Raw genomic sequence first — 14959 nt, 5'->3', positions numbered from 1 at the left:
GGGACTCAGGACGGCTGCCTGGACAGCCCGATGGACGCCGGAATCTGATCCGCCGAAATCCGTTGCCGGAATACCCAATAGGTCCAACCCTGATACAGCATGGTCAGCGGGGCGAAGATCACCGCGGCCCACGTCATGATCTTCAGCGTGTACGGAGTCGAGGAGGCGTTGTAGATCGTCAGACTCCACTGCGGATCCAGGGTGGAGGGCAGCAGGGCGGGATACAGGCAGCCGAACAACAAGACCACCACGGCTGCGACCACCACTGCGGTGCAGGCGAACGCCCAACCGTCGGACGCCCGGCGCCACGTGAGCCCCACCGCGGCCAGTTGCGCCAGCACTGCGGTTCCCAGCACCAGCCAGGTCCATCCGGTGCCGTAGGCGAGCTGGGTCCACAGCCCGAAACCGCCGACCAACGCGGTCGCCGGTAGTGACAACCGCGCGGCGAAGCGGTGCGCGTCGTCGCGGATCTCCCCCGCGGTCTTCAGTGCGGTGAAGACCGCACCGTAGAAGAGAAACAGTCCGCCGGTAGCCAGCCCACCGAGCAGCGTGTAGGCGTTGAGCACGTCGCCCAGGGCCAGGCGGACATGGTGGTCGGCGTCTACCGGCAGGCCGCGGACCAGGACCGCGAACGCCACGCCCCACAGAATCGCGGGCAGCCAGGAACCTGCCGCGATGCCGCGGTCGGCCCAAGCCCGCCATTGCGGATCGTTGATCTTGCCGCGCCACTCAATGGCGACGGCCCGCACGATCATGCCGAACAGGATCGCCAGCAGGGGCAGGTACAGGGTGGAGAACACCGTGGCGTACCAGTCCGGAAAGGCGGCGAACATGGCCCCGCCCGCGGTGAGCAGCCACACCTCATTGCCATCCCAGACCGGCCCGATGGTGTTCAGCGCGGCACGTCGGTGTGCCTCTGGGGCGTGCACGCTCGCCCGGCCGAACGGCGCCATCAACATGCCCACCCCGAAGTCGAAGCCCTCCAACACGAAGAACCCGATGAACAGCACCGCGACCAGTAGGAACCACACCTGATGTAGGTCCACCGCGACGACCTCCTTTTTTGGGCTCTTTCCGGCCAGGCCGCCGGATTAGTAGGCGAACGAGAGTGGGGCCACGTCGCTGTCGTCGGCGGGCAACGGCGGCGCGGGCTCGGCGTCGTGTTGGAGTGGCCCTTCGGCCACGTAGCGTCGGATCAACCAGAACCAGATGACGGCGAGCACCGCGTAGACCAGGGTGAACATCACCAGCGAGGTGACGACGACTCCGACGCTGTTGCCCGACACTCCTTGGGCGACGGTGAGTCGCACGTTCGGGTCGCCGGTCGGGTTGGGGACCACGACCCAGGGTTGACGGCCCATCTCGGTGAACACCCACCCGGCGCTGTTGGCCAGGAACGGCGCGGGGATGGTCAGCAGCGCGAACCAGGAGAGCCAGCGCTGGTGGGGAATCCGGCCGCCGCGGGTCAGCCACAACGTGACCATCGCGAAGAGCACCGGTACCAGCAGCAGCCCGATCATGGCCCGAAACGACCAGTAGGTGACGAACAGATTCGGCCGGTAGTCGCCGGGGCCGAACTTCTCCTCGTAGTGCTGCTGGATGTCACGGACGCCGTCGAGTCGAACCCCGGTGAATCGGCCCTCGGCCAGGAACGGCAGCACATAGGGCACCTCGAGCACCCGGGTCAGGTGGTCGCAATTGTTCTGCCGTCCCACGGTCAGGATGGAGAAGCTCGGGTCGGTGGCGGTGTCGCACAACGATTCTGCCGAGGCCATCTTCATCGGCTGTTGAACGAACATCAGTTTGCCCTGGATGTCGCCGGTGAAGAACAGTCCGGCCGCGGCGACCAGTGCGACCCAGCACCCGAGGATGGCCGCCGGCCGGTACAGGGTGGCCGCATCGCCCGTCGCGTTCGGTGCGGTGTCGCCCGTCCGTGACCGAATCATCCACCAGGCGCTCACTGCGGCGACGAAGGTTCCGGACGTCAAGAACGCTCCGGTGATCGCATGCGACAGGGCGGCCTGGGCGGTGTTGTTGGTGAACAACGCCACGATGCTGTCCAGCTCGGCGCGTTTGGTCTCGGGATTGAAATGCGCTCCGACCGGGTGCTGCATGAAGGAGTTGGCCGCGATGATGAAGAACGCCGACACATTGGTGGCGATGGCGACAATCCAGATACACAGCAGGTGCACGACCCGTGGCAATCGGCTCCAGCCGAAGATCCACAGGCCCAGGAACGTGGATTCGAAGAAGAAGGCGGCCAGCCCCTCCATTGCCAGTGGTGCGCCGAACACGTCACCGACAAAGCGTGAGTATTCGCTCCAGTTCATACCGAACTGGAATTCCTGCACGATCCCGGTGGCGACCCCGAGCGCGAAGTTGATCAAGAAGAGCTTGCCGAAGAATTTCGTCAGCCGGTACCAGGCGACGTTGCCGGTGAGCACCCACACGGTCTGCATGACCGCCACCAAGGGGGCCAATCCGATCGTCAGCGGTACGAAAATGAAGTGATACACGGTGGTGATGCCGAACTGCCACCGCGATACGTCGACGACATCCATGGGCGATCTCCCGGAGCTGCGGAGCCGATGCTACGACCGAGTGTAGTAGTTCTGCCGCCCTGGCACTAGAGGGTTGCCCCACCTGCTGCGACCACGAATTGATCGCCGGCACCGTGCGGTACAGTCCTGTCCGGCCGCCACGGAACCGGGGTTCCGTCTGCGGCAGGCGCGAAAAGGAGATGGTGCGTGTTCGCTGTGATCAAGAGGCTGTGGATACCTCTGCTTCTTGTGGTGGTGATCGCGCTCGGCGCCTATGTGGTTCTGCGGGTGCGCAGCAGTTTCGGGGCGGGTGCCCGAGTGGCGACGTCCGATGCCAACGCCGACGACACCAAACCGTTCAACCCCAAACACATCACCTACGAATTGACGGGCCCCACGGGCGGCACCATCAGCGCCAACTACCTCGACGAGAACGGGCAGCCGCACCTCGTCGAAGATGCCCCGTTGCCGTGGTCGCACACCATCGTCACCACACTGCCGTCGATGTCGGCCAACATCGTCGCCCAGGGCGACACCGCCATAGAGCACCTGCGTTGCCGGATCATTGTCGACGACGAGGTTCGTGACGACCGCAGCATCGACGAATACAAGCCCTTCATCTACTGCTTGGTGAAATCCGTATGAGCAACCCGCTGTCCCATCCGCCCCGGTCCCGCTTCGCCCGGCTGCTCTGGGTCATGGCGATCCCCATCATCGTGTTCTGGTTGCTCATCGCGATCGGCACCACGGTGTTCACCCCGGAACTCGGCGTGGTGGCGGGCAAGCACTCGGTGCCGATGGCACCGCTAGACGCGCCCGCCTACAAGGACATGATGACCATCGGTCACAAGTTCGAGGAGTTCGACACCGACTCCACGGCGATGGTGGTGCTCGAAGGCGACGACAAGCTCGGCGACAGTGCCCACGAGTACTACAACGAGATCGTCACCAGGCTTAAGGCCGACAAGCATGTGCAGAACGTGCAGGACTTCTGGAGCGATCCGCTCACCGCCGCCGGCTCCCAGAGTCCGGACGGCAAGGCCGCCTATGTGCAGGTCTTCCTCGATGGCGCCCAGGGCACCACGCCTAGTCACGCGTCGGTGGCTGCGGTGCGCAAGATCGTCAACGGGGTGCCGGCGCCGCCGGGGGTTCAGGCGCACGTCGCCGGTAACACCGTGCTCAACACCGACACCCTGATCGCTGCCCACAACAGCATGGAACTCATGACGGCGGTCACCATCGGGGTCATCTTCTTGATGCTGCTGGTCATTTACCGCTCGTTGCGATCGGCGATCGTCGCACTGATCCTGGTCCGCTTCGAGCTGTACGCCGCCGAAGGCATCGTGGCCACGGCCGGCAACCTCGACATCATCGGCCTGACCCCGTATGCGGTCAGCATGGTCACGATGCTGACCATCGCCGCGGGCACCGACTACTTCATCTTCCTGCTGGGCCGCTATCACGAAGCCCGCTCCCGTGGCCAGGATAGAGAAGAGGCCTTCCACACCGCCTACAACGGCGTGGTGCACGTGATCGTGGGTTCGGGCCTGACGATCGTGGGCGCCTGCCTGTGCCTGACCGCGACCAAACTGCCGTACTTCCAGACCATGGGCGTGCCGTGCGCCATCGCGCTGGTGGCCACCATGGTGGCCGGCCTCACCTTGGCCCCGGCGGTGCTGGTGGTCGCCTCCAAGTTCGGCATCTTCGATCCCAAACGCGAAGTCTCCGAACGTGGTTGGCGCCGAATCGGCACCCTGGTGACGCGGTGGCCCAAGCCGATCATCGTGGTGACGACCTTTATCGCGGCAATCGGCTTCCTGGCCCTGGCCACCTACGTGCCCAACTACAACGACCGGAATTTCACCCCGGAGACCATCGCCGCTAACGTGGCGCAAACAGCTGCCGAGCGGCATTTCTCGCAGGCGCGCATGAACCCGGAACTGCTGATGGTCGATGCCGGCCATGATGTGCGGAACCCGGCGGACATGCTGGTGATCGACCGGATCGCCAAGAGCGTCTTCCATGAGCGGGGCATCGGGCGGGTCCAAACCATCACGCGGCCGCTCGGGGCGCCGATCGAGCACAGCTCCATCCCGTTTCAAATCGCCATGCAGGCTTCCGGCCAGCTACAGACGGCGAAATTCATGAACGACTCCATGGCCTCGATGCTTGAGCAGGCCGACGAGATGGGCCGGACTGTGGCCACCATGGAACACATGTACGGGGTCATGCAGCAGGTGGTCGACAACACCCATGACATGACCGCCCACATGCACACCTTGCAGGTCGACATCGAGACCGTGCGCCAGCATGTGTCGGACTTCGACGACTTCTTCCGCCCGCTGCGCAGTTACTTCTATTGGGAGCCGCACTGTTTCGACATCCCGATCTGCGCCTCGACACGGTCGATGTTCGACATGCTCGACGACGTCGACGCCATGACCGATGACATGGGCACCACCATCAAAGACGTCGACCGGCTCGATGTGTTGATGCCGCAGATGCTCGAAGACCTGCCCAAGACCATCGACTCGATGAAGAAGATGCGCGGCTTCATGCTCGCCACCCACAGTTCGATGTCGGGAATTCAGCACCATCTGCAGGAGAACGCCGAAGGCTCGACCCTGATGGGCAAGTTCTTCGACGAGGCCAAGAACGACGACTCCTTCTACCTGCCGCCGGAGGTCTTCGACAACCCCGACTTCATCCGGGGTTTGAAGATGTTCGTCTCGCCCGACGGCCACGCCGTGCGATTCATCATCACCCACCAGGGCGACCCGGCATCGGTCGACGGGATCAGGCACGTCCAGGGCATTCACGAAGCCGTCGCGGACGCGATCAAGGGCACCCCGCTGGAAGGGTCCAAGGTGTCACTGGCCGGCACCGCCTCGATGTACAGCGACATGCAGGACGGCGTGAAGATCGACCTGATGATCGCCGGGCTTTCCACACTGATCCTGATCTTCTCGATCATGCTGATGATCACCCGGAGCCTGGTGGCGTCGCTGGTGATCGTCGGTACGGTGCTGGCGTCCCTGGGTACGGCGTGCGGGCTGTCGGTGCTGCTGTGGCAGGACATCCTCGGGGTGGGCCTGCAGTGGATCGTGCTGCCGCTGACGGTGATCATCCTGCTGGCCGTCGGGTCCGACTACAACCTGTTGCTGGTGTCGCGACTCAAAGAAGAGATCGGGGCCGGCCTCAACACCGGGATCATCCGCGGCATGGGTGCCTCGGGGCGGGTGGTGACGGCGGCGGGTCTGGTGTTCGCGGCGACCATGGCCTCGATGATGGTCAGTGAACTGCGGGTGATCGGCCAGTTGGGCACCGCGATCGCGCTGGGCCTCTTGGTCGACACGTTCATCGTGCGCGCGTTCATGACGCCGTCGATCGCGGCGGCGCTGGGCCGGTGGTTCTGGTGGCCGTTGAACACCTTCGCGATGAAAGACCGGCCAACGCCGGAGCCGGCCGCCGAGACCACGCCGATTCCACAACCGACGACGGTGTGACGCGATGGAGTCCAGACTGCGTCAACGCACCGATGGCCGGCTGGACCGGTCCCGCGATCCGGTGATCCTGGACGCCGCGCTGGCGGTCGTCTCGGAGAACGGCTATGACGCGGCCAGCATGAACGACATCGCGGCGCGCGCCGGCGTCGGGAAGGCGGCCATCTATCGCAGGTGGTCGTCGAAGGCGGCGCTGATCACCGACGCGCTCATCTACTGGCGCCCTGATCTGCTGACCAGGGAGGTGCCGGACACCGGCAGTCTGGTCGGTGATCTGGACGCCCTGATCGAACAGATCGGGCGTGCCGACCAGGATCCCGTGCCCAACGACCTGGTGTTGCGGGTCGCGTTGGAAGCCGCCCATGAGCCCGGCCTTGCCGCCGCCGTCGACGATCTGGTGTTGGTCAAGGGCAAGGGTTTGGTCGCCAAGATTCTGGCGCAGGCGGCGGCTCGGGGGGAGATCGACGCCCAGCGGGACTGGTCGATGGTCGCCGACGTGGTGTTGGCGATGGGACTGCTGCAGGTTGTCCGCGGCCAGAACTTGGACGCCGCTTTTGTTCGGAATGTCATCGACGCCCTGGTGTTGCCGGCGCTTCGTGGCCCGTTCACGGCCTGAGCAGGCGGCGGGTCACTGCCGTGTTCGACATCGCAGTTAAGCGGCTCGATCCGGTGGCCCGTTCGGCAGATATCGCTCCGGATGGTGGAAGTCGTTGGTGCCGGCAGGCAAACCCAGCTGCGGCGGCGGGAGCCACTCGACCTTGCCGTCGCGGCGCTTGACGGTTCGCCAGCCCTTGTCCACCAGTTTGTGGTCGGCGTGGCAGGCCAATGTCAGCTCATCCGCATTGGTCTGGCCACCCCTGTGCCACTCCCGCGTGTGGTGCGCTTCGGTGTGGTAGCCGGGCACATCGCAATTCGGGGCCGTGCAGCCGCGATCTCGCGCGTACAACACGATCCACTGGTCCGGGGAAGCGACGCGACGGGTGCGGCCCAGATATAGCGGCCGGCTCTGGTGGTCATCAAAGACAGCCAGGTAATGGTGGGCGTGGCTGGCCATGCGAATGACGTCGCGCATCGGTAGCAAGGTCCCGCCACCGGTGATTGCCAGCCCCGCACCATCGGTGAGCTCCTTGAGGGTGGTCGTGACGATGACCGTGACCGGCAGTCCGTGATGGACGCCGAGTTGGGGGTTGCCGAGTTGGCTGCGGACCAGGGCGTTGAGTGCGTCGTGCCGGCGCTGGGCGGGGGTGCGCAGATCAGCGTCGCGCGCTTCGTCGGCAGGGTCTGCTGTGACACAAGGGGTTTCATCACTTGCATTGCACATTCCGGGGCTGGCAAACCGCGCCATCCACGCGTCGAGGTTGGCGCGCAGTTCGGGTGACGCGGTCAACCGGCCGGTGCTCATGCCGTCGCGGCGCTGTTCCGACCAACTGAAGCTGCGCTGCTTGGCACGGTCGGCGTCGGTGAAGGCGCCATCGGGGTTGATCAGCAACGCGTAGCGGTCGGCCACCTTCGCCAACTGGTCGGGGCGCAGGCTGGTGGCCTGCTCGGCGAGAAACTGCTCGGCCTCCGCGACGGTGGGCGCGGGAGTGGATTGGGGCAGGCTGCGGAGAAACTCCTGGATCACCCGCAGATGCTCGGGATCAAGCGCGCCTCGGCGCCAGGCGCACGCGGTGGCGGGCAGTTCGGGTGGCATCGGCTGGCCCGAGAGGGTGGTCCGGGGGGTGAGTTGGCCGGCATCGCGGATCCGCCGACGCGCTTCGGCGCAGCTGATCCGCAGCGAGTCCGCCAGTACCCGGCGTAGCGCACCGCCGATGCGTGCCGGATCGGCATCGGCCAGGCCGGCGATGATGCTGTGGCTGTGCGCCTTTTGCACGCGCATGGCGGCCTCGAGACGATCGAGTGCGCGTAGCCGCAGTGCCGGCGACAGCTCGGCTAAGTTCAGTTCGCCTAGGCCGGCCACCGCTGCGTCGAGCGCCGCGAACGCCCCAAGCACCTCAGGTGGCGCCTCGGCGGTGACCGTACTCATACCCGAAATCTATGGTGTGGCCCCGACAGATTGCGGGCTCGTCGACCGGGCTAGCTGAGGTTATCCACAGTCGGCGGTTCATCCACAGACCTCCAGGAGGGCAACGCTTTCGCCGCCACTGCGGGTCAGCCGGCTGTCACGCCGCGCTCGAAGATCCGGGTGAGTGTAGGCACGATGCTGTGGCGCGGGATGTTGCCGTGCGCGGCCTCGCTGCAGGCCTTGACCATGAGTCCGAACAGCGCGATCCGGATCCACTCCGGGGTCAGCTCAGGATCGAAGGTGCCTTCCCGCTGGCCGCGGGCGATGAGTTCGAGGATCGGCGCGGAGTCGGGTAGGTGCTCGGCGGGGACATCGCGGAGGACGGCCGGGTCGGCGAACAGGAACACGATCCGATCACCTTCGGGAGCCAGTGCGGTGATCACCCGTCGCATCGCCTCGACGGCAGGCCCCTCCGCTGTCCCCGCGGAAGCGAGAATGTCGCCGACGATGCGGATCGATTCCAGGGTGGTCTCGTAGATCAACCGCTCGCGGTCGACGAAATAGCGATGCAGGGTGGATCGAGCCACTTGGGCTGCTGCGGCGATCTCGGGCAGCGTGGCGGTGCGATCGCGAGCGAGCACCGAGGCCGTCGCGTCCAGAATGGCCGTCCGAGTGCGAGATTGCGCGCCGGTTAGTCCCTGGCCGGGCTCATTCATGATTCCCATCATAACCACAGCTTCGTCTCTTTATGAGATGTTGACGTCCTATTACGGGACGTTTAGCATTTCTAAGCAGCCATCGGCTTCCGTCCGGTGGCGGACGACGGATGGGGGGTGACGCGGGCGATGAACTGGAACATGTTCGGGACCGACTGGCGCCTGTTCGGCGATCTCGCGGCCGTCGCCTTCGTGGCCTTGCTGGTCTTCGCCACGGGCCTGTTCGTCTACATCCGGCAACTGCGAAGTCGCCCCGCGCTGCCGATCAGCGAAGGAATCGGCGCTCGCAGAGCGGTACTGACCAAGGTGCGGACAAACCAGCCGCTCTCCGGCGAAGAGCTGGAATTCGCGACGCGATCCGTCAACGATCTGCGCACTCCGCTGGCCTTCTGCATTCCCGCGGCCACTTTCTCGCTGGGCTGCGTCTACGTGCTCGGCAGCCTTGAGCAACTGCACGGCGCGACCCCGTCGGAGCGAACATTCATCGGCGTGATCCCGATGTTCGGCGCACTGAACATGACCGCCCAGATTCTCCGGATCCGCACATTGAAGAAGCGTCTCCCAGCCACCGCGGTCAAGGACGGCGAGTGAGTCCGGGCACGCCGCGCAGGTCGGTGCTGGCGCGGGTGTGGATGCCGCTGGTGGCCGTTGTCGCGCTGAGCCTGGGGGCGTTGTCCATGTGGAAGGTCCACCAGATGTCGGCTCCGGGGCCGGTTCTCACCGTCAACCCGCCGCAGGCGCCCGAACAGTTCAACCCGAAGAAGCTCACCTATGAGGTGTTCGGCGCTGCCGGGGACAGTGCACTGATCTCCTACGTGGACATCAGTGGCCATCCCCACACCGTCGAGCCGGATTCGCTTCCGTGGAACTACGACGAGTCGACGATGCTGTCGGTGGTCTCGGGCAGCATTTCGGTCCAGGTGCACGGCGACTTCGTCGGGTGCCGGATCCTCGTGGACGACGTGATCCGCGACGAGCACACCAACACCCATGCCAACGCCGACATCACCTGCCGGGTGAAGTCCGCATGAGCGAGCAGTCAGCCAAGCGGCCCCTGGTCGCGCGCCTGGTCCGCCTCCTGGCCATACCGATCATCGTCTTTTGGGGCCTACTGGCCATGACGACCAATACCTTTGTGCCGCAAGTGGAAAAGGTCGCCGAAGAACTTGCCGGCCCGATGGTGCCCACCTATGCGCCGTCGCAGGCCGCGATGCTGGCCATCGGTGACAAGTTCGAGGAGTCGACCTCGACCAGCATGACGATGCTGGTACTCGAGGCCGACCGTCCGCTGGGTCCCAAGGACCACGCCTACTACGACGAGTTGGTGCGCACCCTGCGTGCCGACACCGATCATGTTCAGTACGTGATGGACACCTGGGGCAAGCCGATCACCGCGGCCGGAGCTCAAAGCCTCGACGGCAAGGCCTCCTACGTACTGTTGCGCCTGGCCGGCGACATCGGGCAGATGCAGGCCAACGAGTCCGTTGCCGCCGTGCGCCACACAGTCGCGACCTCCGACCCGCCGGCGGGACTCAAGGTCTATGTCAGCGGCGCCGCGCCCCTGGCCGCGGACACGGTGGCGACGGCGAACTCAAGCCTGAACAACATCACCATCGCCACGATTTTCCTCATCATCTTCATGTTGCTGCTGGTCTATCGCTCGTTAGTCACCATGCTGGTGCCGCTGTTCGGCGTCTTGATCCTGATGTTGGCCGCCAAGGGGGTCATCGCGGCACTGGGGCACTTCGGCTACATCCAGCTGTCGTCCTTCGCGGTCAACATGGTGGTCTCGCTGACCCTGGGTGCGGGGACGGACTACGGGATCTTCTTGATGGGCCGCTACCACGAGGCACGGCGCAACGGTGAGAGTCGAGAAGACGCCTACTACACGGCCTATCGGGGTGTGTCGCACGTGATCCTCGGCTCCGGTCTCACCATCGCCGGTGCCGCCTTCTGCCTGAGCTTCGCCCGGCTGAACTACTTCAACACCATGGGACCGGCGGTAGCCATCAGCATGGTGCTGACGGTCATGGGCGCATTGACCCTGGGTCCGGCAATTTTGAGCGTGGGCAGCCTGTTCGGGCTCTTCGATCCGAAACGAACCGCCAAGGCACGGCTGTACCGGCGGATCGCCACCAGCGTCGTGCGGTGGCCCAAGCCGATCCTGACCGCCAGCGCCGCGCTGGTGGCCGCCGGCGCGGTATTCGTGCCGACCTACCAGGTCAGCTTCGACGACCGGACCTACCAACCGCGCAACTCCGCGGCCAATCAGGGCTTCGCCGCCGCCGACCGCCACTTCGCCAGGAGCAAGCTGTTCTCCGAGATGCTGATGGTCGAGTCCGATCACGACATGCGCAACTCGGCCGACTTCATCTCCCTGGACCGAGTCGCCAAGGCCCTGATCCGGCTGCCCGGAGTCGCCATGGTGCAGAGCATCACTCGGCCGATGGGGCGGGCGTTGGAGCACGCCTCGCTGCCGTACCTGTTCACCGTGCAGGGCAGCGCCAACGGTCAGCAGCTGCCGTTCACCCGGGAGCAGAATGCCAACACCGACAAGCAGGCGCAGATCATGGGGCACACCGTCGAGGTGCTGCAGACCACCATCGCGCTGACGCAGAAGTTGGCCGACGAAATGCATTCCACGGTGCTCACCATGGAGGAGATGCAGGCACTCACCGAACAGATGGACGAGCAACTGTCCAACCTGGATGACTTCATGAGGCCGCTCCGCAGCTACTTCTATTGGGAGCCACACTGTTATGACATCCCGGTCTGCTGGGCGTTTCGATCGCTGTGGGACATGATGGACAGCGTCGACAAGCTGGCGGCCAACATCAAGGATGCGGTGACCTCACTGGAAGTCGTCGACTCTCTACTGCCCCAGATGGTGGCCCAGCTCAACATCATGGCCGATGACCAGATCTCCCTCCGGTCGCTGATCGTGAACACCTATGGCCCCAGCAGTATTGCGGCCGCGAACACCGACCAGACCTTCGACGACATGATCAATGTCGGCAACGACTTCGACACGTCCCGCAGCGACGACTTCTTCTACATTCCGCGCCCCGCCTTCGACAACGAAGACATCAAGACCGGCATGCAGCTGATGATGTCCCCAGACGGTAAGGCCGCCCGGTTCATCGTCACCCACGAGGGCAACGCGATGGGCCCCGAGGGCATCGAGCACGTCGAGAGGTTTCCCGATGCCATCCAGATCGCGCTGAAGGAGACCTCACTGGCCGGCGCGAAGATCTACATCGGCGGTTCGGGGTCGAACAACAAAGACATCCAGCAGTATTCGCGGTCAGACCTGCTGATCGCCGCGATCGCCGCCTTCGTGCTGATCTTCCTGATCATGCTGGTCATCACGAGAAGTCTGGTGGCGGCGTTGGTGATTCCCGGAACCGTCGCGTTCTCCTATGCGGGCGCCTTCGGGCTTTCCGTTCTGATCTGGCAGCATCTGATCGGCTTGCACCTGCACTGGTTGATCCTGCCGCTGACGTTCATCATCTTGGTGGCCGTGGGATCGGACTACAACCTGCTGCTGATAGCCCGGCTCAAAGAGGAACTCCCGGCCGGGCTGAACACCGGTCTGATCCGGGCCCTGGGCTCTACCGGTGGGGTGGTGACCTCGGCGGGTCTGGTGTTCGCGTTCACCATGCTGGCCATGCTCGCCAGCGATCTGCGCACCATCGGACAGGTCGGTTCCACCGTCTGTATCGGTCTGCTGCTCGACACCTTGATCGTGCGGTCGTTCATCGTGCCGTCACTGGTGCGGATCTACGGGCCGTGGTTCTGGTGGCCGACGTTCGTGCGGCAACGCCCGCTGCGTCAGCGGGCGAGTGCCGCGCCGGCCACTCGTACTTAGAACACCCTCTGCTGCTCCAGCACGTCGGCGAAGGTCGCCAGGTCGGCGGCAAAGAGCGTGGGCTGCTCGAAGGCGGCGAAATGACCGCCGCGGTCCTGCACGCTGTAGTGAACGAGGTTGTAGCGGTTGGCGGCCCACGCCCGCGGAGTCTGCAGCAGTTCATACGGATACACCGCGTAGCCGGTGGGCACAGCGACCCGTCCCCGCCACGTGCTGAGCGCCCCGTTACCCGCGCGGGCGGATTCGCAGTACAGCCGGGCCGACGAGGTGGCGGTCACGGTCAGCCAGTAGAACATCAGGTTGTCGATCAGCCGGTCGGTGCTGATCGGCATGCCATCTCGGATGTCGCACCAGGCGTGAAATTTCTCCAGGATCCAGCCCGCCAGACCCACCGGCGAGTCGTCAAGGCCGAAACCGAGTGAATGCGGGCGCGTCGCTTGCTGATTCAGATACGCGGTGCCATCGGCGGTGCGCTGCACCGAGTCGATGATGGCCGCCTGCTCGGCCGGTGTCACCGCGGCCGCCAGCTCGGGTTTGTCCCGATCCGGTGGGGCGAAACACATGTTGGTGTGAATGGCCGCGACGCGGCCCGCGTAGTGCTCCCCGAGGTGGCGGGTGACCAGCGCGCCCCAGTCGCCGCCCTGGGCGACGTAGCGGTGATAGCCCAGCTGTCCCATCAGGTCGTCCCCGGCGGCAGCCACGGCGGCGACGTCGACTCCGATCGCACGGGTGGGTCCGGAGAACCCGTACCCGGGCATCGACATGACCACGACGTGGTATCGCTGACGCAGCAGCGGTGCTGCGTCGAGGAACTCCACGATGGAACCGGGCCAGCCGTGGGTGACCAGCAGCGGGATGGCGTCGGCTTCCGATGACCGCAGGTGCAGGAAGTGGACCCGCTGTTCAGCGGCCTCGGTGATGAAAGACCCGAACGTATTCACCTCGGACTCGACCCGGCGCCAGTCGTAGTGGTTCAGCCAGTGGTCCACCACCGACCGCAGGAATCCCTGATCGGTGCCGTAACTCCATGCCGCGCCACCGATCTCTGCCGGCCAACGGGTGTTGGCGAGCCGCCGCCGGAGGTCTTCAAGCTCAGCCTCCGGAACGCGCAGTGGGAAGGATTCAGGGCGAGTCACAGGTGCCTCCGGTCAGTCCGTTGATGATGTGGTCGCTGACGAATCGGCGCACGGCGCGGGGATTGTCGAGATTCACCCGCATCGGTGGCAGCAGCTCGAAGCTGAACAGCATGCGCACGATCCATTCACCGGCGCGACCCGCATCGACGGTCTCGGCGATCTCGCCGCGACGTTGCGCGGCGCGGACCAGGGGAATCCACTGTGCCACGGAGCGCTGCACCAGGTCATCGCCGCCGTGGTCGAGGAGCAGAACCAGCGCGCTCTGATCGATAGTGCGTGGCTCGGCCGTCGACCCTCGGCGATGCGCTGAGATCAGGACCGCTGCGGCCGCAACCTGCTCGGCCAGGGTCGCCAGCTTATTGACCTCGGCGGCCATGGTCTCGATGAATGCCGCCGAGAGATGGTCGAGGGTCGCGGTGAGGGCGGCATCGCGCGTCCCGAAGGCGTTGTGCACGGTCCCACGCGACACGCCGGCCGTTTCCGCGACCGCGGTCAGGCTGAATCGCCGGGGACCCAGTTGGCGCAGGGTGTCGGCGGCGGCCAACAGCAGCGTCGGGGGGAACCGCTTCGACGACCTCGCACCGGGCACTTGCACACATTATCGAGATGTGTACAAATTGATCAACGTTGAACGTCACGGCGCCACCGCCAGCGAAAGGTATCAGCAGTTGTCTCGGATGCACGCGTGTGAGCAGGTCGGCCTCGAATTCCTCGAGCGTGCGCCCCAGCGCTTCAGTAACAGCGTCGACCTCGCCGTGACACCCGAGCAGGTCTGGGAGGTACTGGCCGACGCCGAAGCCTGGCCGCACTGGGCCAGTGTCATTACCAAGGTGACGTGGACCAGTCCCGAACCGCACGGTGTCGGCACCACTCGCGTCGTCGACATGCGCGGCGGCATCGTGGGGGACGAGGAGTTCTTGGCCTGGGAACCGGCGCAGCACATGGCGTTTCGCTTCAACGCGAGCTCGACCTCGGCGCTCGCGGTGTTCGTCGAGGACTACCGGATCGTGCCCACGCCCCAGGGGTGCCGGCTCACCTGGACCCTGGCTAACCGGTTGACCGGCCCGGCAGCGTGGTTCTCGCCGGTCAGTCGCCCGCTGATGAACCTGGCGTTTCGTCGATTCCTGACCAACCTGCGCCGCTACACCGATCAGCGTTTCGCGACGACGAGTCGCGGGTAGGCGGCGGCGG

Annotated in this window: 13 protein-coding genes; 7 read left to right on the top strand and 6 right to left on the bottom strand. The window is 65.1% G+C overall.

From position 1 onward, the window contains the following. Window positions 1-5 precede the first annotated feature (5 nt). Both cydB and G6N09_RS08125 read right to left on the bottom strand, forming a co-directional pair. Window positions 6-1046, bottom strand: a complete 1041-nt coding sequence (cydB, locus tag G6N09_RS08130) for a cytochrome d ubiquinol oxidase subunit II (RefSeq protein WP_083026680.1) — start codon at window positions 1044-1046, stop codon at window positions 6-8. Between the two features lie 45 nt (window positions 1047-1091). Next, a complete protein-coding gene (locus tag G6N09_RS08125; protein ID WP_083026681.1) occupies window positions 1092-2561 on the bottom strand; it encodes a cytochrome ubiquinol oxidase subunit I in 1470 nt (489 codons plus the stop codon). Window positions 2562-2747: 186 nt separating this feature from the next. On the opposite strand from G6N09_RS08125, the gene G6N09_RS08120 reads away from it, so the two are divergent. From G6N09_RS08120 to G6N09_RS08110, 3 genes are read left to right on the top strand one after another with little or no spacing between them, the layout of a single operon-like run. Next, a complete protein-coding gene (locus G6N09_RS08120) occupies window positions 2748-3185 on the top strand; it encodes an MmpS family transport accessory protein (protein WP_109558951.1) in 438 nt (145 codons plus the stop codon). Continuing rightward, a complete protein-coding gene (locus tag G6N09_RS08115; RefSeq protein WP_083026682.1) occupies window positions 3182-6046 on the top strand; it encodes an MMPL/RND family transporter in 2865 nt (954 codons plus the stop codon). The genes G6N09_RS08120 and G6N09_RS08115 overlap by 4 nt, the downstream gene beginning before the upstream one ends. Before the next feature lie 4 nt (window positions 6047-6050). Next, window positions 6051-6659 (top strand): TetR/AcrR family transcriptional regulator, encoded by a 609-nt coding sequence (locus G6N09_RS08110; protein ID WP_083026683.1) that lies wholly within the window; start codon window positions 6051-6053, stop codon window positions 6657-6659. Window positions 6660-6695: 36 nt separating this feature from the next. Here G6N09_RS08110 and G6N09_RS08105 read toward each other — a convergent pair whose 3' ends face one another. Then, on the bottom strand, window positions 6696-8069 hold the full coding sequence (locus tag G6N09_RS08105; protein WP_083026684.1) for an HNH endonuclease signature motif containing protein: 1374 nt from the start codon (window positions 8067-8069) through the stop codon (window positions 6696-6698). Between the two features lie 125 nt (window positions 8070-8194). After that, complete coding sequence (locus G6N09_RS08100) at window positions 8195-8764, bottom strand: TetR/AcrR family transcriptional regulator (protein WP_109558958.1); 570 nt, start codon at window positions 8762-8764, stop codon at window positions 8195-8197. A gap of 129 nt (window positions 8765-8893) precedes the next feature. Here G6N09_RS08100 and G6N09_RS08095 point away from each other — a divergent pair, with 129 nt between their 5' ends. Genes G6N09_RS08095 through G6N09_RS08085 form a run of 3 tightly spaced genes read left to right on the top strand, consistent with a single transcriptional unit; the run spans window position 8894 to window position 12632 of the window. Then, window positions 8894-9355, top strand: a complete 462-nt coding sequence (locus G6N09_RS08095) for a hypothetical protein (protein WP_083026706.1) — start codon at window positions 8894-8896, stop codon at window positions 9353-9355. A 23-nt stretch (window positions 9356-9378) separates the two neighbouring features. Next, a complete protein-coding gene (locus tag G6N09_RS08090; RefSeq protein WP_407662686.1) occupies window positions 9379-9795 on the top strand; it encodes an MmpS family transport accessory protein in 417 nt (138 codons plus the stop codon). Then, entirely contained in the window at window positions 9792-12632 is a 2841-nt protein-coding gene (locus G6N09_RS08085) for an MMPL/RND family transporter (protein WP_083026686.1), read from the top strand. Before G6N09_RS08090 ends, G6N09_RS08085 begins: the two co-directional genes overlap by 4 nt. On the opposite strand, the gene G6N09_RS08080 is transcribed toward G6N09_RS08085, so the two are convergent. Both G6N09_RS08080 and G6N09_RS08075 read right to left on the bottom strand, forming a co-directional pair. Continuing rightward, the gene (locus G6N09_RS08080) at window positions 12629-13768 is read right to left on the bottom strand and encodes an epoxide hydrolase family protein (protein ID WP_083026687.1); all 1140 of its coding nucleotides are present in this window, start codon (window positions 13766-13768) and stop codon (window positions 12629-12631) included. The genes G6N09_RS08085 and G6N09_RS08080 overlap by 4 nt on opposite strands. Further along, complete coding sequence (locus G6N09_RS08075) at window positions 13755-14357, bottom strand: TetR/AcrR family transcriptional regulator (RefSeq protein WP_083026708.1); 603 nt, start codon at window positions 14355-14357, stop codon at window positions 13755-13757. The genes G6N09_RS08080 and G6N09_RS08075 overlap by 14 nt, the downstream gene beginning before the upstream one ends. An 88-nt stretch (window positions 14358-14445) precedes the next feature. Between G6N09_RS08075 and G6N09_RS08070 the strand changes: the two genes are divergently transcribed. Then, window positions 14446-14949: an SRPBCC family protein gene (locus tag G6N09_RS08070; protein ID WP_083026709.1), complete on the top strand. Its 504-nt coding sequence runs from the start codon at window positions 14446-14448 to the stop codon at window positions 14947-14949. Window positions 14950-14959 lie beyond the last annotated feature (10 nt).

Origin of the sequence: Mycolicibacter minnesotensis (genome assembly GCF_010731755.1) — a bacterium.
Lineage (GTDB): Bacteria > Actinomycetota > Actinomycetes > Mycobacteriales > Mycobacteriaceae > Mycobacterium > Mycobacterium minnesotense.
The sequence above is the reverse complement of the archived record's forward strand: the minus strand, read 5'-3'. Positions and strand labels throughout refer to the sequence as shown.